The sequence below is a fragment of the Neisseria chenwenguii genome, from assembly GCF_002216145.1.
Taxonomy (GTDB): domain Bacteria; phylum Pseudomonadota; class Gammaproteobacteria; order Burkholderiales; family Neisseriaceae; genus Neisseria; species Neisseria chenwenguii.
Window position 1 is genome coordinate 807,899 of the sequence record NZ_CP022278.1, and the last position, 22,496, is coordinate 830,394.

The following is a 22,496-nucleotide window of genomic DNA, read 5'->3' on the forward strand; positions in this document are numbered from 1 at the left end:
AAGCGGTGTTATACTTGACCGCCGCACACAATTCCAAGCCGTGTCTCCGAGGCGGCAGTCTGACAAAAGGAAAACAAAACCAATGAATAACGCTTTCGCATTACCCGTCATCCACAGCGGTAACGGCAGCTTGGAGCAGTACATTCATACCGTCAACAGCATTCCCATGCTTTCTCAAGAAGAAGAAAGCAGCTTGGCTGAGCGCCAACTCAAAGGCGACCTCGAAGCCGCCAAAAAGCTCATCCTTTCCCACCTGCGCGTGGTTGTTTCCATCGCGCGCGGTTACGACGGCTACGGCCTCAACCAAGCCGACCTGATTCAGGAAGGCAACATCGGCCTGATGAAAGCGGTCAAACGCTACGAACCCAGCCGCGGCGCGCGTCTCTTCTCATTTGCCGTACACTGGATCAAAGCCGAAATCCACGAATTTATCCTGCGCAACTGGCGCTTGGTTCGCGTCGCCACCACCAAGCCGCAGCGCAAACTGTTTTTCAACCTGCGTTCCATGCGCAAAAACTTGAACGCCCTGTCGCCCAAAGAAGCGCAGGACATCGCCGACGATTTGGGCGTCAAACTTTCCGAAGTTTTGGAAATGGAACAGCGCATGACCGGCCACGACATCGCGATTATGGCCGACAACAGCGACGACGAAGACAGCTTCGCGCCGATTGACTGGTTGGCCGACAACGAAACCGAGCCGACCCGCCAAATCGCCAAACAGGCGCATTACGCGCTGCAAACCGAAGGTCTGCAAAACGCCCTCTCCCAGCTCGACGACCGCAGCCGCCGCATCGTCGAAAGCCGCTGGTTGCAAGACGACGGCGGTCTGACCCTGCACGAGCTGGCCGCCGAATACGGCGTCTCCGCCGAGCGCATCCGCCAAATCGAAGCCAAAGCCATGCAGAAACTGCGCGGTTTCTTGGCCGAGGAAGCCGAAGCAGTCTAACGCACCGTTTTAAACAACATAAAGGCCGTCTGAAAACATCCGATTCCAGGTTTTCAGGCGGCCTTTCCACACCCCGCCGCCCCGCGCCGAAACATTCATTCCAAAGCCGACTTAGGCTATAATACGCGACTACACACGCCACCCGTTTTCCAAATCCCATGCAACTCACCGCCGTCGGACTCAACCACCAAACCGCGCCTTTGAGCATACGCGAAAAGCTGGCCTTCGCCGCCGCCGCACTGCCCGAAGCCGTGCGGAATTTGGCGCACAGCGCCGCGGCGGGAGAAGCGGTCATTCTCTCCACCTGCAACCGCACCGAACTTTACTGCGTCGGCGACACCGAGCAAATCATCGACTGGCTCGCGCAATACCACAACATCCCCGCCGAAGAAATCCGCCCCTACCTCTACACCTTCGACAGCAGCGAAACCGTCCGCCACGCCTTCCGCGTCGCCTGCGGCCTCGATTCCATGGTTTTGGGCGAACCGCAAATCCTCGGCCAAATCAAAGACGCCGTGCGCGTTGCCCAAGAGCAGGGAAGCCTCAGCAGCCACCTCAACGCCCTGTTTCAAAAAACATTTGCCGTCGCCAAAGAAGTGCGCACCGACACGGCCGTCGGCGAAAACTCCGTCTCCATGGCCGCCGCCTCCGTCAAAATGGCCGAACAGATTTTCCCGTCCGTTGCCGATCTCAACGTCTTATTCATCGGCGCCGGCGAAATGATCGAGCTCGTCGCCACCTACTTCGCCGCCAAACACCCCAAACGCATTGCCGTCGCCAACCGCACCCTGCCGCGCGCGCAGGAATTGTGCGACAAACTCAGCGTCGATGCCGAACCGCGCCTGCTCAACGAGCTACCCGACATCCTGCACGAATACGACGTCGTCGTCTCCTCCACCGCCAGCCAGCTCCCGCTGGTCGGCAAGGGCATGGTCGAACGCGCCCTGAAAAAACGCCACAATCTGCCCGTATTCCTGCTCGACCTAGCCGTTCCCCGCGACATCGAAGCCGAAGTCGGCGAGCTGGGCGACGCCTACCTCTACACCGTTGACGACATGATGGGCATCGTCCAAAACGGCAAAGACGCCCGCCAAAAAGCCGCCGCCGAAGCCGAAGCCATGGTCGAAGAAAAAGTCGCCGAATTCACCGCTTGGCAAAAAAGCCGCCAAAGCGTCCCCCTCATCCGCGCCCTGCGCGACGAAGGCGAACGCGCCCGCCGCCAAGTGCTTGAAAACGCAATGAAACAGCTCGCCAAAGGCGCCTCGCCCGAAGAAGTTTTGGAACGTCTCTCCGTCCAGCTTACCAACAAACTGCTCCACTCCCCAACCCGCACCCTCAATAAAGCCGGTTCGGAAAACAGCGACTTGGTCGATGCCGTCGCGCAGATTTATCATTTGGACAAACATGGGTAGGTACGGTTAGCCGCCTAAAGCGGCGTAACCGTACAGGCCCACGCAAACCGCACCATACGAATTACAACCCCATTACCCCGCTTTTTCAGACGGCACCTGCAGGTGTTTCCGAATGGCGAGACGTACGGTTAGCCGCCTTTGGCGGCTAACCGTACTACGTTTGCCTGAATCCGACATCGATGGAAACCGCTGAAAATGTCGGTCGGATACAAGTATCCGACCTACCCCCGCCAAAATTTTCAGACGGCCTCAACCTCCGCCCGTTAACCCGCAGGCAAGCGACGTTTTCCCCGCCCGATACCACCCGCCTTCCCGCCTGTGTTAAAATCCCCGTTCCGCTTCACAACAAAAGGCCGTCTGAAAACGGCGCGAACGCTATGAATTGCTTTAGAAAAACCCTGCTTGGGCTGATTGTCCTCTCCGTCTTGACCGCCTGCGGTTCGTTTTTTTCACAATATGTCTTAGGGCTGGACCCGTGCGTATTGTGCATTTTGCAGCGCGTTTCCGTTTTGGCTGTCGGCTTGGTCGTTTTGCTGACCGCGTTTTCGCGCCAAACTTCCAAAGCAGTGCGCACGCTCAGCGCGCTGCTCATCAGCGTTCCTGCTGTTTACGGCGCGGGCGTGGCGGTTTACCAGCTCTGGCTGCAAAGCCTGCCGCCGGGCGAAGCGCCCTCCTGCGGCGCGCCGTGGACGTTCCGCCTGAAAGACTGGCCGCTGTTCGACTATTGGGAATTTGTCGTGCGCGGCTTCGGCAACTGCGCCGTACCCGATTATTTCTTGGACATCCCGCTGCCCGTGTGGAGCGTGGCGTATTTCGGGTTTGTCGTACTGGCGGTTTGGTTTGCGTGGTTTAAAACGCGCGGTGCGAAATAAAAAACACAGAGGCCGTCTGAATTTTCAGACGGCCTCTGTGTTTTTATTTCCAAACGCAACCTTTACGCCTCAACTTCCAATTGGTTCAACCCTTTCAACAATTTATCCGATTTTTCCGGGTCTTCGTTGCGCATGAATTTGGCGACGGTGTCTTCCAGCGCGGCGGCGTTGCTTTGCAGAACGATATTTTTCACGGCCAAGAGGTTGTTGGGATTCATGGAAAAACGGCGCAGCCCCATGCCGAGCAGGAGGCGGGTGAAGGCGGTGTCGCCGGCCATTTCGCCGCAGACGGAAACGCTTTTTTCCATGCGGTTGGCGGTGCGGATGATGTGCTGCACCATTTTCAAAACGGCGGGGTGGCCGGGTTGGTAGAGGTGGCTGACGGCATCGTCGCTGCGGTCGACGGACAAAACGTATTGGATCAGGTCGTTGGTGCCGATGGAGATGAAATCGACCAGCTTGAGGATGCTGCCGACGGTGATGGCGGCGGAGGGGATTTCGATCATGCAGCCGACGACGACGCTGCCGAAGGTTTCGCCGCGCTCGGAGAGCTGCTTTTGCGCGGTGTCGAGGTGGATCAGGCATTGGCGCACTTCGGCGACGGAGGTAATCATCGGCCACATCATTTTGACGGGGCCGTGGGCGGCGGCGCGGAGGATGGCGCGCATTTGGGTGCGGAACATCACGGGTTCGGCGAGACAGAGGCGGATGCCGGTCAGGCCGAGCGCGGGGTTGAGGCTGCCGTTGGGCGTGGCGTTTTGGCCGAACCAGCGCGGATTTTTATCGACGCCCAAATCGACGGTGCGTATGGTCAGGGTTTTTCCTTTGAGTTTTTTGACCAGCTCGCTGTAAATTTCGTATTGCTCGTCTTCAGACGGCATGGTGTCGCGGTTGAGGTAGAGAAATTCGCTGCGGAACAGCCCGACCCCGTCGGCGCCGACGGTGTTTAAGGCTTTGATGTCTTCGACGGACTCGATGTTGGCCAGAAGCTCGATGCCGGTGCCGTCGGCGGTGGTGGCGGCGGTTTTTTTCAGCTTGTTGAGTTCGCGTTTGTGGCTGCGGTAGGCGCGCTCGAGGCGGCGGTACTCGCTCAATACCATGTCGTCGGGCGCGATAATCAGCACGCCGTTGATGCCGTCCACAATCACGGTTTCGTTTTCGGTAATCAGGCGGCGGGCGTTGTGCAGGCCGATGACCGACGGAATGTTGAGGCTGCGCCCCAAAATCGCGGTGTGGCTGGTGGGGCCGCCGACGTCGGTTGCAAACGCGGTAATGCGTTGTTCTTTAAAGAGAACGGTATCGGCTGGCGATAAATCGTGGGCGATGAGAATTGTGTCTTCCGAGGGATTTTCCGCCAGCGTCAAATCGTTGGACAAGCCGACCAGATTATTGTGAATCCGCTGCACCACTTGCAGCATATCCTGCTTGCGCTCGCGCAAATAAGCGTCGTCGATGCTGTCGAACTGTGCGGAAAGGCGGTCGCTTTGCAGCTTCAGCGCCCATTCGGCATTGATTTTCTGAGCACGCACAATTTCCACCGGTTCACCCGAAAGCGTGACATCGGTCAACAGCATCAGATGCAGCGAGATAAACGCGCCCAATTCCGTCGGCGCGTTTTCGGGAATCGCGCTGCGCAGCTGTTCCAATTCCTTGCGCGTGGCCTTCACCGCCGCTTTGAAGCGCTCGACTTCCGCCTCGAGATGCTCTTCAACGATGTCGTATTGAGGCACTTCCGCCGTGCCCCGAGCAATCAGGTGGGCGCGGCCGATGGAAATGCCTTTGCCCGCCGCCACGCCGTGTAACACAATGCTCATTACTCGCCCTCGCCGAAGTAGTCGTTGATCAGATCCGTCAGCGCCGCCATCGCCGCCGCCTCGTCCGCACCGTCGGTTTCCAGCTCGATGACCGTGCCTTTCGCCGCCGCCAGCATCATCAAACCCATAATGCTTTTGCCGTTGACGCGGCTGCCGTTTTTCGACACCCACACTTCGCTTTCAAACTGCGACGCGGTTTGGGTAAATTTGCTCGACGCGCGGGCATGCAGGCCGAGTTTGTTGATGATTTCGATGTTTTGCTTGAGCATGGATTTCCCTTGTAGAAGTGTGCGTGGAACGGCGGGGAAAATTTTTCAGACGGCCTTTTTATAAATAGCCGTGGTTTAACAATGTTGATGTTGAGTAGGGTGTAAACCCACCACCTGCCCAAAAGAGCAGGAATGCCGTCTGAAAAAATATTGCAAACGGCCGGCGTAGATTTTGTCCTGCGGGCAAACGGTGGGCCGGCAAGCCCACCCTACGTCATTCTGTTGATGATATTGTTCAGACGGCCTCAGCCTTATTACAAACCAAATCGTCCGGCGCGGCCGTAATCGCAAAAATCCCGCGTACCGCCGCATCGCGCACCAATTCGGTAAACTCGGTCAGATTTTCCGCCTTGGGCGAATACTGAATCGCCTTAATCAGCATCGGCGCGTTCAGCCCCGTCAGAATCGCCGATTTGTTTTCGCGCACCAAACGCCGCGCCGCGTTGCAGGGCGTGGCGCCGAAAATGTCGGTCATAATCAACACACCGTGGCAGTTGTCGGGAAACTCCTGAATCTTGGCGACCGCATCGTTGATCACGTCGTCGTGGCTTTCAGACGGCAACACGCCGAGAATATGCACATTCTCCGGTTTGCCGTCGGGGAAAAAATGATGCGCCAAACCGCGGTAGGCTTCGCCTATGGTTTCGTGGGTAATGATAAGCAGGCCGATCATGGCTGTATTCCTGAAAGATGTTTTTAAAACTGCGGGTTATGGTTATATGGTTGTGAACGGCGGAGAAACAAGGCCGTCTGAAAAGGGAAATCCGAAAAGGCAGAACCAACGCCGTTTTTCAGACGACCTCAGGGCTTCCTAATATTTTATCCGTAAGCGGATTTTTTAGACAAAAAACGGATACAAGGCAAAAAAGCCGCTGCGTGATGAATCGTCAGGAAGCCCCTAGCCCTGATTCAGCGCGTAAATTTCACCTAAATTGCGCCACGCGCCCGCGGCATCCATGCCGTAGCCGAACACATAACGGTTGGGAACGTCCAGCCCGACGTAATCGCCTTTGGTCGGTTTTTCCTTACCAATCAATTTATTGGCAAACACCGCCGCACGGCAGCTTGCCGCGCCCATTTCCAGCAGCTTTGCCTGAATTGCCGCCATCGTGTGGCCTTCATCGAGAATGTCGTCCAACACCACCACATGACGCCCCTCGATCTGCGCGCGCTCAGGCATCCGTTTCCAGTTGAACGCCCCGCCCGCGAGCTTGTCACCGTAACGCGAAACGTGCACATAATCGAAATCGAGCGGGAAACGCAACAGCGGCAGAAGTTTGCCGGTAAACACCACCGCCCCGCCCATCACGGGCAGCAGCAGCGGGTATTTGCCGCCCAAATCGCGGGTGATTTCGGCGGCCACTTTTTCCAGCGCGGCCTCGCATTCTTCGCGGGAAAACAGCAAATCGGCGTTGTCGAGCATGGCTTGGGTTACGCGGCGTTTGGTTTCTAAATCGGTCATGGCGTTTTCCTGTCGGGGTGGGAAATGTTTATTATAAACCCAAAGGCCGTCTGAAAATACGTCTGCACGGGAGCAGCGGATTTTCAGACGGCCTTTTTCTGTTTGGGTAGGTTGGGTAGGATTCAGACTTCAGCTTTTCTGCCCGTCGGTTTCGGGCATACATTTCTGCACCAACGTGTTATCGACCAAACCGTCTTCACCCATGCCCTCGATTTTTTCGTGTTTGATGAGGAAGCCGTTGCCTTCTTTGTAGTAGTCGTTGTCAAACTCATTGCCCACCGTCCACGTTTCCTCGCCGTTGCTGAACGCGCTCAAGTCGTCGTTGCTCAACTCGGGGCTGTACGGCGCGGTAAAGCTTGTTCCGTTGTAGCGCACCTGCGCGGCGGGGCCGGTATCGCCTTTGAAATAGCGCACTTCGACCTTGCCGTCGTCGCAGCGGTAAAACTGCCATTTCGCGCGCTCCTGCTCGACCAGCGCGCCGGAAACGTCTTGCGACTCGGCGGCTGCCGATGCCGCGCCCGCGTTTTCAGGCGCGGCATCGGCGGCGGGAACGGCGGAAGCCGCGGGCGCGGAAGCGTTTTGCGGCGCGTCGGGTTGCGGGGTTTCGGGCTCTTTGCCGCAGGCGGCAAAGAGGACGGCGGAAAGAATCAGAGCGGTGTGTGGGAGCTTCATTGCGTGGTTCGTATCGGTTGGGGAATATTTTTGAAAAGACGGCAAAACGGATTGCCGACAAGACGTTAGTGTTGCTTGCGCGGGAAAAGTTTCAGAAATCTTTCAGACGGCCTGCTGCGCGAACGCACGCAAAGCCTGCCCGTGCCGTCTGAAAGAATCCCCGTTCCACAGCGCTCCCCCTGCCTTTGTGCCGCAATCTCTTGCTATAATCGCGTATCGGCCAAACGCCGCCTCTATAAAGAAACCACACCATGAGCAAAACCCCGTTATTAGATACCCTAGACAACCCGCAGGCGCTGCGCCGAATGGATCAGGACGCGCTGCCGCAGGTTGCGGCCGAGCTGCGTGAATTCCTGCTCGATTCCGTCGGCAAAACCGGCGGCCATTTCGCCAGCAATCTGGGCGCGGTCGAGCTGACGGTGGCGCTGCATTATGTCTATAACACGCCCGAAGACCATCTGGTGTGGGACGTCGGCCATCAGAGTTATCCGCACAAAATCCTGACCGGACGTAAAAACCGTATGCACACCATGCGCCAATACGGCGGTTTGGCAGGCTTTCCCAAACGCAGCGAGTCGGAATACGACGCGTTCGGCGTCGGCCATTCTTCCACTTCCATCGGCGCGGCTTTAGGTATGGCGGTGGCGGACAAAACCGCAGGCAACGGCCGCCGCAGCGTGGCGGTTATCGGCGACGGCGCGATGACGGCGGGGCAGGCGTTTGAAGCCTTAAACTGCGCGGGCGATATGGATGTGGATCTGCTCGTCATCCTCAACGATAACGAAATGTCGATTTCCCCCAACGTCGGCGCGCTGCCGAAATATCTGGCCAGCAACGTCGTGCGCGATATGCACGGCCTGTTGAGCACCATCAAAGCGCAGTCGAGCAAGGTTTTGGACAAACTGCCCGGCGCGATGGAAATCGCCCAAAAAGTCGAACACAAAATCAAAAGCCTCGCCAGCGAAGCGGATCATGCCAAGCAGTCGCTGTCGCTGTTTGAAAACTTCGGCTTCGACTACACCGGCCCTGTCGATGGCCACAACGTCATCGAATTGGTCAATGTTTTGAAAGAGTTGCGCACAAAAAAAGGCCCGCAGCTGCTGCACGTTATCACCAAAAAAGGCAACGGCTACAAGCTGGCGGAAAACGATCCGGTCAAATACCACGCCGTCGCCAACCTGCCCAAAGACGGCGCCGCCGCCGAAACGGGTACGCCCAAACCCGCCGCCAGACCGACCTATACCCAAGTGTTCGGCCGATGGATTTGCGACCAGGCCGCCGCCGACCCGCGCCTCGCCGCGATTACCCCCGCCATGCGCGAGGGCAGCGGTTTAGTCGAGTTTGAACAGCAGTTTCCCGAGCGCTATTTCGACGTCGGCATCGCCGAACAACACGCCGTTACCTTCGCCGGCGGCATGGCCTGCGAAGGCATGAAACCCGTCGTCGCCATTTATTCCACCTTCCTACAACGCGCCTACGACCAGCTTGTGCACGACGTCGCACTGCAAAACCTGCCCGTTTTGTTTGCCGTTGACCGCGCCGGCATCGTCGGCGCCGACGGCCCGACCCACGCGGGTTTGTACGATTTGAGCTTCCTGCGCTGCATTCCCAACATGGTCATCGCCGCCCCCAGCGACGAAAACGAATGCCGCCTGCTGCTTTCCACCTGTTACCAACTCGACGCCCCCGCCGCCGTGCGCTATCCGCGCGGTTCGGGCTGCGGCGCGCAAATTTCAGACGGCCTCGAAACCGTCGCCGTCGGCAAAGGCATCGTCCGCCGCGAAGGCCGGAAAACCGCTATCTTCGCGTTCGGCAGTATGGTCGCCCCCGCGCTTGCCGCCGCCGAAAACCTCAACGCTACCGTCGCCGATATGCGTTTCGTCAAACCGTTAGACGAAGCGCTCATCCTCAAGCTTGCGCAAAACCACGACTACCTCGTGACCGCCGAAGAAAACGCCGAACAGGGCGGCGCCGGCAGCTCGGTATTGGAAGTTTTGGCCAAACACGGCATCCGCAAACCCGTGTTGCTCATCGGCGTTCCCGATACCGTCACCGAACACGGCGACCCGAAAAAACTCCTCGCCGACCTAGGCTTGAGCGCGGAAGCATTGGAAAAACGGATACGCGGATGGGCGGTGTAAGGCCGTCTGAAAGATTGTCCGCCGCCGCCATAAGCTTTAGTAGACTAAAATAAAAATCTACTTCGTTGGCTGCGGCTGAGCTCAAAGAGAACGATTCACTAAGGCGCTGAAGCGCCAAGTTCATCTGTCCCGTACTACCTGTACTGTCTGCGCCTTGTATCTTTCTTAATTTTTCTTAATTTTATCTCACTATAAAAACAGAGGCCGTCTGAAGTTTCAGACGGCCTCTGCCTTTTCCCCCGATAAACCTGTTTACTTAAACCACCGCGCCAGCGCGGGTATCCTCGATAAAACAAAAGTATCCAAAATCCACACCGCCAAAATGGCAATCACCGCCGTCGGGAAAATCACGGCGACAATCAGCAACGGCACGGCCATGCCCCACCACACGGGCGGTTTGGCCTTTTGTGCGGGCGGGTTCAGGCCGACGGCGCCTGTGGGGCGGCGTTTCCACCACATCACGAAACCGCTGATGCAGATAAAAATCACCGACAGGCAGAACAATACGTTGGCCGCCACGCTCCACCAGCCCAGCGTGCCCATGTGCAGCGCGATGCTGACCGCCATGAATTTGCCGAACCAGTTGTAGTCGTCGTAGCGGATGTCGGCGAGCTGTCTGCCGCTGTATTGGTCGAGATGGACGGTACGGTCGATAAACGGGCTGTCGGCGTCGTAGCTCATCGAGTCTTGGCTGAGCGTCCACACACCTTTTTCGCCTTTCGGGAAATTGACCTGATAACGGCCTTCAAATCCGATTTCGCGCGCGTAGCGGTCAACCGTTTCCAGCGTCATCGGCTCGCTCGGGCTGATGCCGTGTTTGCCACGCGTCGTACCCGATTGCGGCATGGACGTGAGCTCCAAAACCCACGGTACTTCTTTGGTTTTGCCGTCGTTCAACAGCTTGCCGTAGGTTTCCGCATCCGATTCGGGATTGGGCGCAACGCCCCATTTGCCCGCCGGAAACCGGCTCCACGCCTGCACCGCTTTGCCACCCCAAATCCCCGCCCACGCAATGCCCGACAGGCAAAACGTCAGTAAAATCAACGAAATCCAAGTGCCGGCTGCCGCGTGCAAATCGCGCCACGCCGCACGGCCTTTGCCGACGGCAGGCAACAGCAGCGTTTTCAGACGGCCCTGTTTCTGCCACCAGAGATACAGCCCCGTGATAATCATCAGAATCGTCAGCGAGGCCGCCGTTTCCAAAATATAGTCGCCCGCCGTGCCCAAAAGCATATCGCTGTGGATTTCGTCCATCAGGTGATACGGGCTTTTATTGCGGGTCGAAACATTTTTCACTTCGGCAGTATAAGGATTGACCGCCACCATTTTCGACGCCCCGCCGTCGTCCACGCGGAACACCGCCACCATATTTTCCGCACGCGGCGCAAAATACTGCGACACCGACGCCGTTTCCGATTTCAACGCCCCGCGCGCCGCCTCGGCCTGCACCGACAGCGGTTTCGCCACCGCCTGCGGCGCTACCGTCATCCGCTCGCCCTCTTTGCCGGTAATATTGGCAAACAGCAGCATCGCCAGCCCCGTCGCCGCCAGCAGCATCAGAAACGGCGCGACAAACAGCCCTGCATAAAAATGCCAGCGCCACACCGCCAAATAACGGCGGCTTGCCTGATTGGTATGGGTTTCGGGCGTTTTCTGCGTATCGGTCATGGGGCGGATTCCTTTGCGTTGCTTTTCAGATTTCGGCGGATTATAGTTCAAAAGGATTAGATTTGATAAGTATAAAGTTTTAAAAATTTGACGAAGTGCAAGAATGGCGGCTGATTAAAGGTTTTTCAGACAGCATAAAACTTGTCAAGTTCCGCCCGAATGGTTTCAGACGGCATTTAAATGCTTGAGGCCGTCTGAATGCTTCGGCTTCGCTCAGCACAAGTGCTCCGACTTTGCTTGGTACGAGTGGTTCGGCAGGCTTGTCAACAAGCGTTTGTTCAAATTCAAGCAGCCCCCTCCTGCGGGGGAGGAAACAAATTTGCGGAGCTTCAAACTTTTCAGACGGTATTCAAATGTTTGAGCAAACGCCGTAGGTACGGTTAGCCGCCCTAAAGCGGCGTAACCATACGAACCCACGCAACCCGTACCGTACAAATCCCGTTTTTCAGGCGGCATCGGCGACAGGTTTTTCCAAACGGCGCGGTATGCGGTTACGCCGCTTTAGGGCGGCTAACCGTACCTACGGCGTTTGCTGAAAAAATAAAATGCCTGATGCCGTCTGCCCCAACGAATCCCGCAAATACTTCAGACGGCATTATAATCCCGGTTCCACACCAAAACCGAGCCTGCCATGTTTTACCTCTACCAATCCGACCGCCTTGAATATCTTGCCGCGCTGTTTTGCCGCATCCGCCGAGAGCAGCCGCTGGCCGGGGCGTTGCGGGCGGAGGAGATTGTGGTGCAGAGCCAGGGGATGCGCCGTTATCTGGGCGCGTTTCTGGCGCGGGAAACGGGCGTGGCGGCGAATTTGAAATTCAGTCTGCCGGCAGGGCTGACGTGGCGGCTGATGCGGGAATTTATTGCCGGCATCCCCGCGCTGAGCCCGTTCGCGCCCGAGGTGATGCGCTGGCGGCTGTTGGATTTGTTCCGCAGCAGCCGTTTTCAGACGGCCTCGGAGTTTGCCGGTGCGCGCTCGGCGTTGCAGGGTTATCTGAACAGCGGCGGTGCGGCGGATTACCGGCTTGCGGGGCAGCTTGCGGATGTATTCGACCAGTATTTGGTGTACCGCCCGCAATGGATTGACGCATGGCAGGCGGGAAAAACGCTGGATTTGGGCGATGCGGAGGGCTGGCAGGCACAGCTTTGGCATTATTTGGACGACGGCCGCCAATCGGCGCCGCACCGTGTGGCACTTTGGGAAACGCTGCTCTCGCGGCTTTCGGCGGACAAGCTGCCCGAGCGGTTTTTTGTGTTCGGCATTTCGACGATGGCGCCGATGTATTTGCAGCTTTTGCAGAAACTTTCCGAACATTGCGATGTGATCATGCTTGCGCTCAATCCGAGCAGCCGCTATTGGGGCGATGTGATTGAGCCGGCGCAGATTCTGAAAGGCGCGGACGACGCGGATTTGAACTTGAGCGGGCATCCGTTTCTGGCTTCGCTGGGCAAACAGGGGCGCGATTTTTTTGATTTTTTAAACGAAATCGAGCTGGAAGAAAGCCGCGTGTTCGACGAAGACTCGCAGCCCGATACGCTGCTGCACCGGCTTCAGCACGACATCCGCACGCTGGCAATGCCGTCTGAAAATGTACCGACAAACGCGGAAAAAATGCTCGGCGACGGCTCGGTCCGCGTGGTTTCGGCGCACAGCCCGCTGCGCGAATTGCAGATTTTGAAAGACCGGATTTTGCACATTCTGGCCGAACACCCGACTTGGCAGCCGCACGATATTGCTGTGTTAACACCGAATATCGAGCCGTACAGCCCGTTTATCGAGGCCGTGTTCGGGCAGGCGCAGGCGGGCGCGCAGGCTTTGCCGTATTCGGTTTCCGACGTGCGCCTCAGCCGCCGCCAGCCGCTGTTTTATGCGTTGGAACAGGTTTTGGATCTGCTCGAAAGCCGTTTTGAAGTCGATAAGGTATTGATGTTGTTGGAAAGTCCGCCCGTATTGGCGCGCTTCGGGCTGACCGCCGACGATTTGCCTCTGCTGCACGACACCGTCGCCGCGCTCAAAGTGCATTGGGGTTTGGACAAAACCATGCGCGGCGGTTCAGACGGCCTCTTCACTTGGCAGCAGGCGCTGGAGCGGCTGGTATTGGGCTGGATGCTGCCCGAGGGACAAAATCCGCTTTGGCACGGGATCAGCGCATGGCACGGCGACGTCAACCGTTTGGACACCTTCGCCCGCTTCGCCGCCTTCGTGCGCACGCTCGCCGACACCGCGCGGCTTTGGGCGCAAAATGCCGATACCGCCGGCTGGACGGCGCGCGCGCGCGGTTTGGTCGAAGCCCTCTTCGCACCCGACGACGCCGACCAATACGCGCTTCAGCAGTTTGAACAGGCGCTTGCGCAATGGAATCAGGAAGCTGCGCTGGCCGGGTTTACGGGCGAACTGCCGCCGCCGACCGCCCTGCGCCACCTGCGCCGTTTTCTCGGTAGCGAAAGCGACGCGGGCTTCCTGCGCGGCGGCATCACCTTTTGCAGCATGGTGCCGATGCGCAGCCTGCCGTTTAAAGTCTTGTGTTTATTGGGTTTGAACGACGGCAATTTCCCGCGCAACACCAAAGCCGCCGAATTCGACCTCATCGCCCGCCACCCGCAAAAAGGTGACCGCGCCCGCCGCGACGACGACCGCTACCTCTTCCTCGAAGCCCTTATCAGCGCCCGCGAAATCCTCTACCTTTCCTACATCGGCCGCGACATCCGCAACGATGCCGAACTCGCGCCGTCCGCACTTTTGGGCGCGCTCATCGACACCGTCGCCGCCATGACCGGCACGCGCAGCCGCGATTTGCTCGAAACCTGGATTGTGCAACACCCCTTGCAACCGTTTTCCCGCCGCTACTTCATACCGTCTGAAACCCGGCCGCACGGGCAGATTTCAGACGGCCTCAGTTCCACCCGCCGCGACTACGCCGCCGCCCTCGCGCAAACGCCCGAAAGCCCGAAAGCCTTTTTCAGACAGCCTTTGCAGGAAAACCAACCCGCCGCCGCAGTCGGCCAAAACGAGCTGATCGCGTTTTGGAAAAACCCCGTCAAAAGCTGGTTGCACCAGACCCTCGGCTGGCGCGAACCCTACCGCGACGCCGTGTGGGAATCCGCCGAACCCTTCGAACCCGAAGCCGCCGGCACCGCCGCAGCCGCCTACCTCGACGCCCGCCGCCGCAAACAAAACTTCGATGACGTCGCCGTCCGCCTCGCCGCCGAAAGCCTGGTGCCCGCCGGCGAATTGGGCAAACTCTGGCAGGCGCGTTTCCAAGCTGATGCCAAACACATCGACCAAACCCTGCTCGACGGCCCCAAACACCCGCCGCACGCCTACGAATTAACGTTCGTCCAAGATTTCGGCGACCAAACCCTGCAAGGCAGCCTCACCGACGTGTACCAACGCGGGCAAATCCTGTTTGCCGAAAAAACACCAAACGCCCCCGAAACCCTCGCCGTTTACCTCAAACACCTGATTTTCTGCGCCGTCAGGCCGTCTGAAAGCGAAAGCGCCCAAACCTGGCTGGTTTTGCCCGACCAAACGCAGCACTACCCCGAAATCCCGCAAATCGCCGCCCGCGCCATGCTGGCAGACTGGCTGGCATACTACAGCCGCGGCCAAACCCGCCCCCTGCCCTTCTTCGCCAAAACCTGCCTTGAGGCCGCAAAAAAATATCTGAAAGAAAAAACAGACGAAAACAAAAAAGCCGCCGCCCTCAAAGCCGCCGCCGATGCCTACAAAGGCAACAAAATAAACAAGGGGCAAGGCAGCTACACCGACACTGCGCTCATCTTCGGCAACGACGAAACCGCGCCGTATGAAACGGATTTGTTTTGGGAGTTATTGGAAAAACTGCTGCTACCGCTGCTGGCGGCGTTGCAGGAGAAGGAAGAAGACGGAGAGGCCGTCTGAAAACAATTCAGACGGCCTCAAACTTTGCCCGAAACACGGATATAGCTATAGTTGATTAAAATAAAAATGAGACAAGGCGGCAACGCCCGCAGTGTACGAATAGTACATAAGGGCGTTGGCAACGCCGTATCATTGCGATTTTAATCAACCATAGTTTCCGCATATTTTGAGCCACTCAGGCAGGGAAACAGCGGCAATGCCGTATTCGGGCGGGTAATCGACGCCGGTGAGATAAAGGCCGTCAGGCATAAAGGTCGGCGGCGCTTTGAGGCGGCTTTTGGCTTCGATAAGGCCGGAAAATTCTGCGACGCTGAGTCTGCCGCTGCCGACATACACCAGCGCGCCCATGATGTTACGCACCATGTGGTGCAGGAAGGCATTGCCGTGCAAATCAAGCGAAATCCATTCGGGGTTGCCGCTGATTCGGGCCCGATAGATGGTTTTGACGGGAGATTTGGCCTGGCATTGGGCGGCGCGGAAACTGGAAAAATCGTGTTCGCCGACCAGCAAGGCGGCGGCCTGCTTCATTTTTACGGTATCCAAACGGTGGTGCGTCCAGCCTGCCCTGCCGATAAGCAGGGGCGAACGGACGGGCGCGGATTGGAGCAGGTAGCGGTAGCGGCGGCCGAAAGCGTCAAAGCGGGCATGAAAGTCGGAGGCGACGGTTTGGGCGGTAAGAACGGCAATGCCGCGCGGCAGGTTGGCGTTAACGCCCCGTATCCATGCCTGCGGACTGCGGATGGCGGTTGTGTCGAAATGGACGACTTGTGCCGTGGCGTGAACGCCTGTGTCGGTGCGGCCGGCAACGGTAACGCAGACGGGGTGGCAGGCAATTTTGCCCAATGCCTGTTCTAAGGCCGTCTGAACGGTCGGCAGGCCGTCTGCCTGCTTCTGCCAGCCGAAAAAAAGGCTGCCGTCGTAAGACAGGGTCAGCGCCCAGCGTTGGATTGTCGGAGAGGTCGGCTGCATGGTTGTGTCCGTCGGTATCGTGGCACGGCCCGTCAGGCCGGCGGAATCTGTGAAACGGTGGGCGGTTACCCTGCCCTGAAACTTGGCGGTTAAAAGTTTTCAGACGGCCTGTGCTGCTGCGACAGGCCGTCTGAATTTTTAGTTGATGTCGAGCCGTTCCATGCGGTAGCGCATCGAGCGGAAGCTGATGCCTAAGAGTTTGGCGGCTTGGGTGCGGTTGTAGCGGGTTTGTTCCAGCGCCATTTCGATGATGCCGCGCTCGACTTGGTCGAGGTATTCTTGAATCTGCATGGTGCGCGGATCGAAGGGTTGCAGGGGGGCGCCCACCGGCAGCAGCGGCGTTTCTTCCAACGCAGACAGGGCTTCTTCGACTGCGGCGGCAACGGGCTGGGCAACGGCGTTGTTGGTGTTTTGCTGAATCTGCAAATCATCAAGCTGGATGATTGAACCGACGGTCAGGGCGACGGCGCGTTCGAGGATGTTTTCCAGCTCGCGGAAGTTGCCGGGATAGCTGTAATGCAGCAGGGCTTCTTGGGCTTTGGGACTGAGTTTGTAGGTCCGGTTGCCGTGGCGGTGTCGGTAGAGCAGATACAGAATCAGTGCGCCCAAGTCTTCGCGCATTTCGCGCAGGGGCGGCATGTGCAGGGAAACGACGTTGAGGCGGTAGTATAAGTCTTGGCGGAACGCGCCGCTTTCGACGAGGGCTTCGAGGTTTTTGTGAGTGGCGCAAACGATGCGCACGTCCACAAAGGTTTCGCGCGCGTCGCCGATGCGGCGCACGGCTTTTTCCTGAATGGCGCGCAGGAGTTTGACCTGCATGGACAGGGGCAGGTCGGCCACTTCGTCGAGGAAGAGAGTGCCGCCGTCGGCGTGTTGGAAAAAGCCCAGGCGGTCTTGGTCGGCGCCGGTAAAGCTGCCTTTTTTGTAACCGAAAAACTCGCTTTCCATCAGGTTTTCGGGAATGGCGCCGCAGTTGACGGCGATAAAGGGTTTGTCGGCGCGCTCGGAAAGCTCGTGAATGGTGCGCGCGGCCTGTTCTTTACCGGTACCCGATTCGCCGGCGATGTAAACGGGTACGCCGCTTTTGGCCAAACGGCGGATCAGGTGGCGCACTTCGATCATCTGCGGCGACATGCCCAAGAGGCGCGGCATATCGGCTTCGCCGCCGAGTTGCGGCGCGTCTTCCATGTCGGTGCCGATGCTGTTGCCGGTGTTGAAACGCTCTTTCAGCGATTTCAAACCCTCGGGAACACCGTTGCCGGCGTTGATGTTGCGCTGCTGTTTTTGGGCAGGCAGCGGTTGGCGGGCGGGAGGGGTTTGCAGGTTTTTACGGTAAGGCTCGGCTGCCGTGGAAACATTTTTCTGCGGTTCGGGCGGTACGGAGGGTGCGTCGGAAACGGTAACGGCGGATTTGACCAGCGAACGCAGTTGCGAAAGGGTAATCGGTTTTTGCAGATAATCGAATGCGCCGGCTTTCAGCGCCTCGACAGCCTGGTCGGCGTTGCCGAATGCGGTAATGACGGCGACGGGAGTGTCTAGCATGAGTTCGTCGATGTATTGCACGACTTCTAAGCCCGAGCCGTCGGGCATACGCATATCGGTGAGCACCAATGAATAGTCGTTGTCGTCGAGCTTGTTTTTGGCTTCTTCGACGCCGGCGGCGGTTTCGACGCGCAGACCCATTTTCATCAGAGTCATTTCCATGAGGTCGCGGATGTCGGCTTCGTCGTCCACAACCAATACGGGATCTTGCAGCTTACTCATCGGCAGCCTCTCTCGGTAAAATCAGTTCGAATCCGTTCATTTCGGGGTGGTAGTGCAGTTGGCCGAGGTTGGCGTACGCCAGCTCGCGGGCGACGTACAGCCCCAAGCCCGTGCCTTGTTTTTCGGTGGTGTAAAACGGCTCGAACAAGTGGTTGCGCATTTCGGGCGAAACGCCTTTGCCGTTGTCGGCGACGACGATGGAAATGTGCATCCGTCCGCTCGGGCGGATTAATACGGTAATGGCGTTTTCGTCTTTGCGGCTGTGGCGCCAGGCGTTGTTGCAGAGATTCCACATGATTTGCTGGACGTGCATATGGTCGGCGAGTACGGTCAGGTTGTTGCCTTCCATATTCATGCGCAGGCAGCCGATGGCATCGGAGTTGTTGAGGGTGAATTCCTGTTTGAACGCCAGCCAGAATTTCATCAGATTAATCGGTTCGCGGCTGATATTGTCGCGCTTGTTGAGCAGGGAAACGTCCTCCAGCATTTTGTCGATGCGCTGGATATTACTGTCGATAATGCCGTAGAGCTTGGCTTTGACAGGATCCTGCTCTTCATTTTCCTGCAAGAGGTCGCTGGCGTGGCGGATGGCCGACATCGGGTTGCGGATTTCGTGGGCGAGGTTGGCGGTCAGCTGGCCGAGTGAAGTCAGCTTGGTGGACATGGCTTCGGCGGCCACTTCGCGCAGCGAGCGGACATACAGCATCAATAGTTCGGTCTGCTCCTGAATCAGCGGAACGGCACGGACGTGCATGGCGTGTTGGAAGATGTGGATGTCGGTTTCAAAGGCTTTGTCGGGCTGGTACTGCCAGCGGCTGACCAGTTCGCCGAATACCAGCTCCTGCTGATCGACGGCCAGGCCGGGGAAATAGGCTTTGGCCTGTTTGTTGAACAGCCAAACGCGCTGGCTCGCATCGATGACGATAACGGCTTCCTGAACGCGGTTGAGCACCAAACGGTTCAGGCCGCTGATGCGGCGGTAGGCGAGCTGGTGTTTGCTGGCCGATTCGCTGGCCTGTTCCAGATATTTGGCGGCAAACGCCGTCAGAATGGCAACGAGATAACACGCACCCGCCAGCAGAATGGCGGTGATGACGTTTTGCGTGTTCCAAGAAAGGGGATTGAAGCGGATGCTGCCGTCGAGTACGAGATTGATGACATACAGCATAGACGCATAACCCGCATACAGCAGCGGGTAATGCCCGTAGCTGAGCAGGCATGACGTGGCGACGAAAGGCAGCACCAAAATACCGAAACCGGAACCGAGTCCGCCGGCGAGGTACACCAGAATCATCATCATGGAAATATCGACGACCGCGCTGGCGTTAGGTAGTTCGAGCGACTGCCATTGCCAGTCGGGGCGGAACACCGACAGCATGATTAAAATCGAATACACCGCCGCCCAACTGTAAAACTCGATCATCGGGAACGCGGCTTTTTCGGATGCGCCACCATAGGCGCTGACGGTTTGAAACACCAGCAGCGACATCACGATGGCGATGCGGGCGATATTGGTTAATCCCGGAATGCGTTCGCTGAGGTTGTCCAGCTCCTGACTGCTGATTTTGGTCATGAGCCTGTCCTCCGGCTTGTTGTTATCATTATAAAAAAACTCCCTTTTTCGAATAAAAGGCGGCCTGCGTGTCCGCTTTTATACCTCCGGTTCGGTTGTAGAAAACTACTACACAGTTAGTAACATGTCATTAATTACAAGACAAATAAACTCATTGTAAATATTTACAATAAATTTGTTGTGATTATACAGAATTTACATCAAATAATCTTTTCTGGCGGCCGGAAAGTTCGATTTTTTTACCTTTTTTTCCACGTTTTCCTGAAATTTCGGCGGTTTCCAGCGTTTCCTGATGCACCGCGCCGCGTTTTCCGACGGTTTCCAGCGTCACGGTCGGGCTGATGGTGGTTAGAATGTGCGCCAGAGTTTCGCCCTGATGCAGGCTGATAAGCTGCAAACCGCGCCCTTTCGCCATCACTTTCAGTTCGTTTAAGGTAAACGCCAGCGCGCGGTCTTGGTCGGTCACGGCAACGACTTTGCAGTCGGGGTTGATCAAAGAGGCGGCATACACGGAAACGGGCGGCAACACGGTTTCACCGCTTTCTACCGTCATCACCACTTTGCCCGCTTTCACACGGCCGACCATGTCGCCGAGTTTGGCGATAAAGCCGTAACCGCCGCTGCCGCTCAACAGATAATGCTGCTCGGGCAGACCGGTGAGCATGGCAACGACGCGGGCGCCGTTTTGCAACTCAATCAGCGACGATACAGGTACGCCGTCGCCGCGCCCGCCGGGGATTTCCGCCGCATCGAGGGTGTAGGTGCGCCCCAGCGAATCGAGTATCACCACCGGCCACACGCTGCGGCCTTCCAGCGTCTGCTTCAGGCCGTCGCCCTCTTTAAACGTCGTCTGGCTCAAATCCAGATTGTGACCGGCGCGGCTGCGGATCCAGCCTTTGTTTGACAGAATCACGGTAACAGGCTCGTCGGCGGTCGTCTGCGTCAGCACCGCACGGCCGGCTTCCTCCACCAGTGTGCGGCGTTCGTCGCCAAACTGCTTCATATCCGCCTGCATTTCTTTGATGATGAGTTTTTTCTTCTCGTTTTCATCGCCGAGCAAAACATTCAGACGGCCTTGTTCTTCCTGCAACTCGCCCAGTTCTTTTTCGAGCTTGAAGCCTTCCAAACGCGCAAGCTGGCGCAGGCGGATTTCGAGAATGTCTTCGGCTTGGATTTCGGAAAGGCCGAACGCCGCCATCAATTCGGGTTTCGGCTCATCGCTCTCGCGAATCACACGAATCACTTCGTCGATGTGCAGGAACACTTTCAGACGGCCTTCGAGAATGTGCAGCCGTTTTTCTACTTGGCTCAAACGGAATTTCAGACGGCGTGTTACCGTTACCGTGCGGAAATCCAGCCATTCCTGCAAAATCGTTTTCAGATTTTTCTGTGCAGGGCGGTTGTCCAGACCCATCATCACGAGGTTGACCGAAACATTACCTTCCAGCGAAGTCTGCGCCATCAGCGTGTTCATAAAGTTTTCCGGCTCGGTGCGGCTGGATTTCGGCTCGAACACGAGACGCACGGGATTTTCGCCGTCGCTCTCGTCGCGCACTTTTTCAATCAGATCCAACATCAGTTTTTTGGTGTTGAGCTGGTCTTGGTTGAGCTGTTTTTTGCCCGCCTTCGGCTTCGGATTGGTTTGCTCTTCGATTTCGGCGAGTATTTTTTGCGCGCTGGTGTTGGGCGGCAATTCGGTCACAATCACGCGCCATTGGCCGCGCGCCAGCTTTTCGATTTCATAACGCGCACGCACGCGCACGCTGCCTTTGCCCGTTTCATACATATGGCGCAAATCCGCCGCGGGCGTGATGATGTGGCCGCCGCCCGCAAAATCGGGGGCAGGGATATAGTCCATCAAATCGGCGGTTTCGAGCGACGGTTTTTTCAAAAGTGCAATCGCCGCTTTGGTTACTTCAGTTAAATTGTGGGACGGAATTTCCGTCGCCATGCCCACCGCAATGCCACTCGCACCGTTGAGCAACACCATCGGCAGCCGCGCGGGCAGCGCCAGCGGCTCTTCAAACGCGCCGTCGTAGTTGGGCACGAAATCCACCGTGCCCATATTGATTTCCGAAAGCAGCAATTCCGCAATCGGCGTCAGCCGCGCCTCGGTGTAACGCATCGCCGCCGCACCGTCGCCGTCGCGGCTGCCGAAGTTGCCGATGCCGTCGATCAGCGGGTAGCGCAGGGTAAAATCCTGTGCCATGCGCACCATCGCTTCATAGGCCGAACTGTCGCCGTGCGGATGGTATTTTCCCAAAATCTCGCCGACCACGCGCGCCGATTTCACAGGCTTCGCGCCGTGCGTCAGCCCCATGTCGCGCATGGCGTAGAGAATGCGCCGCTGCACAGGCTTTTGGCCGTCTGAAACTTCAGGCAGTGCGCGGCCTTTGACCACGCTCATGGCGTATTCGAGATAAGCGCGTTCGGCATACTGACCGAGCAGAAGATAATCTTCGCCGACGGGGGATACGGGAGTTTGGTCGTTCATGGATGATACGGAAATTAAAGGAAAATAACGGGGCGTATTGTAAAGCAAAACCGCCCGCTGCTTGAAGAGGGCAGAGGCCGTCTGAAAAAAACGGTTTTCAGACGGCCTCTGAAACGGTTTTAAACGATTTTGCAAACCCTGCGACTTGATTTTCCGAGCGTAAGCGCTATTTCAAAACTGTCGCCACACCTCATCACAAAAAGGAAAACCCATGGACAAACTCGTTAAAATGCACCGTTCCCGCCGCTACCGCATGATCGCAGGCGTAATGGGCGGCATCGCCGAATACCTCGGCTGGTCGCCGACGCTGACCCGCCTGCTGTTTGTCATCCTCTCCTGCGCCAGCGCCGCCGTGCCGGGTATTCTGATTTATATTGTGTTGTGGATTATGATGCCGAACGCCACGCAGGATTCTTATCAGTAGTTTGGGAGAACAAAGGCCGTCTGAAAATCTGCATTGCAGTTTTTCAGACGGCCTGATTCATTTTAAAAATTTACAACGGCAATCTCCGGCCGCTTTTGTCTTTCGGCATACCCTCCCT

17 protein-coding genes are annotated in these 22,496 nt (G+C 57.4%); 7 read left to right on the top strand and 10 right to left on the bottom strand.

Features of this window, described 5'->3' with window-relative positions:
- Positions 1-82 precede the first annotated feature (82 nt).
- From rpoH to BG910_RS03940, 3 genes are all read left to right on the top strand, one after another.
- Positions 83-946, top strand: coding sequence for an RNA polymerase sigma factor RpoH (gene rpoH / locus BG910_RS03930; RefSeq protein WP_089035718.1), 864 nt, complete (start codon positions 83-85; stop codon positions 944-946).
- 158 nt (positions 947-1,104) lie between these two features.
- Entirely contained in the window at positions 1,105-2,358 is a 1,254-nt protein-coding gene (gene hemA / locus BG910_RS03935) for a glutamyl-tRNA reductase (protein ID WP_089035719.1), read from the top strand.
- Positions 2,359-2,735: 377 nt separating this feature from the next.
- On the top strand, positions 2,736-3,230 hold the full coding sequence (locus BG910_RS03940; RefSeq protein WP_089037130.1) for a disulfide bond formation protein B: 495 nt from the start codon (positions 2,736-2,738) through the stop codon (positions 3,228-3,230).
- 62 nt (positions 3,231-3,292) lie between these two features.
- On the opposite strand, the gene ptsP is transcribed toward BG910_RS03940, so the two are convergent.
- From ptsP to BG910_RS03955, 3 genes are all read right to left on the bottom strand, one after another.
- A complete protein-coding gene (gene ptsP / locus BG910_RS03945; protein WP_089035720.1) occupies positions 3,293-5,044 on the bottom strand; it encodes a phosphoenolpyruvate--protein phosphotransferase in 1,752 nt (583 codons plus the stop codon).
- Positions 5,044-5,313 carry an HPr family phosphocarrier protein gene (locus tag BG910_RS03950; RefSeq protein WP_089035721.1) on the bottom strand — a complete coding sequence of 90 codons (270 nt, stop codon included), beginning with the start codon at positions 5,311-5,313 and terminating at the stop codon, positions 5,044-5,046. The genes ptsP and BG910_RS03950 overlap by 1 nt, the downstream gene beginning before the upstream one ends.
- A 235-nt stretch (positions 5,314-5,548) precedes the next feature.
- Positions 5,549-5,986, bottom strand: coding sequence for a PTS sugar transporter subunit IIA (locus BG910_RS03955; protein WP_089035722.1), 438 nt, complete (start codon positions 5,984-5,986; stop codon positions 5,549-5,551).
- On the opposite strand from BG910_RS03955, the gene BG910_RS12155 reads away from it, so the two are divergent.
- Positions 5,985-6,128, top strand: coding sequence for a hypothetical protein (locus BG910_RS12155; RefSeq protein ID WP_157694019.1), 144 nt, complete (start codon positions 5,985-5,987; stop codon positions 6,126-6,128). The two genes, BG910_RS03955 and BG910_RS12155, sit on opposite strands and share 2 nt — an antisense overlap.
- An 83-nt stretch (positions 6,129-6,211) precedes the next feature.
- Here the strand turns inward: BG910_RS12155 and BG910_RS03960 are convergent, their stop codons facing one another.
- Together BG910_RS03960 and BG910_RS03965 are read right to left on the bottom strand one after the other, a co-directional pair.
- A complete protein-coding gene (locus tag BG910_RS03960) occupies positions 6,212-6,775 on the bottom strand; it encodes a hypoxanthine-guanine phosphoribosyltransferase (RefSeq protein ID WP_089035723.1) in 564 nt (187 codons plus the stop codon).
- 129 nt (positions 6,776-6,904) lie between these two features.
- The gene (locus BG910_RS03965) at positions 6,905-7,447 is read right to left on the bottom strand and encodes a hypothetical protein (RefSeq protein ID WP_089035724.1); all 543 of its coding nucleotides are present in this window, start codon (positions 7,445-7,447) and stop codon (positions 6,905-6,907) included.
- 251 nt (positions 7,448-7,698) lie between these two features.
- On the opposite strand from BG910_RS03965, the gene dxs reads away from it, so the two are divergent.
- Positions 7,699-9,588 (top strand): 1-deoxy-D-xylulose-5-phosphate synthase, encoded by a 1,890-nt coding sequence (gene dxs / locus BG910_RS03970; RefSeq protein WP_089035725.1) that lies wholly within the window; start codon positions 7,699-7,701, stop codon positions 9,586-9,588.
- A 252-nt stretch (positions 9,589-9,840) separates the two neighbouring features.
- Here dxs and BG910_RS03975 read toward each other — a convergent pair whose 3' ends face one another.
- Positions 9,841-11,256 (bottom strand): PepSY-associated TM helix domain-containing protein, encoded by a 1,416-nt coding sequence (locus tag BG910_RS03975; RefSeq protein WP_089037131.1) that lies wholly within the window; start codon positions 11,254-11,256, stop codon positions 9,841-9,843.
- 631 nt (positions 11,257-11,887) lie between these two features.
- Between BG910_RS03975 and recC the strand changes: the two genes are divergently transcribed.
- Positions 11,888-15,154, top strand: a complete 3,267-nt coding sequence (gene recC, locus BG910_RS03980; RefSeq protein ID WP_089035726.1) for an exodeoxyribonuclease V subunit gamma — start codon at positions 11,888-11,890, stop codon at positions 15,152-15,154.
- A 144-nt stretch (positions 15,155-15,298) separates the two neighbouring features.
- On the opposite strand, the gene truA is transcribed toward recC, so the two are convergent.
- From truA to parC, 4 genes are all read right to left on the bottom strand, one after another.
- Positions 15,299-16,123 carry a tRNA pseudouridine(38-40) synthase TruA gene (truA, locus tag BG910_RS03985; RefSeq protein ID WP_089035727.1) on the bottom strand — a complete coding sequence of 275 codons (825 nt, stop codon included), beginning with the start codon at positions 16,121-16,123 and terminating at the stop codon, positions 15,299-15,301.
- 138 nt (positions 16,124-16,261) lie between these two features.
- The gene (locus BG910_RS03990) at positions 16,262-17,887 is read right to left on the bottom strand and encodes a sigma-54-dependent transcriptional regulator (RefSeq protein WP_089035728.1); all 1,626 of its coding nucleotides are present in this window, start codon (positions 17,885-17,887) and stop codon (positions 16,262-16,264) included.
- Entirely contained in the window at positions 17,880-19,460 is a 1,581-nt protein-coding gene (locus BG910_RS03995; protein WP_089035729.1) for an ATP-binding protein, read from the bottom strand. The genes BG910_RS03990 and BG910_RS03995 overlap by 8 nt, the downstream gene beginning before the upstream one ends.
- 184 nt (positions 19,461-19,644) lie before the next feature.
- Entirely contained in the window at positions 19,645-21,954 is a 2,310-nt protein-coding gene (parC, locus tag BG910_RS04000) for a DNA topoisomerase IV subunit A (protein WP_089035730.1), read from the bottom strand.
- Between the two features lie 211 nt (positions 21,955-22,165).
- Between parC and BG910_RS04005 the strand changes: the two genes are divergently transcribed.
- Positions 22,166-22,378 carry a PspC domain-containing protein gene (locus BG910_RS04005; RefSeq protein ID WP_089035731.1) on the top strand — a complete coding sequence of 71 codons (213 nt, stop codon included), beginning with the start codon at positions 22,166-22,168 and terminating at the stop codon, positions 22,376-22,378.
- Positions 22,379-22,496 lie beyond the last annotated feature (118 nt).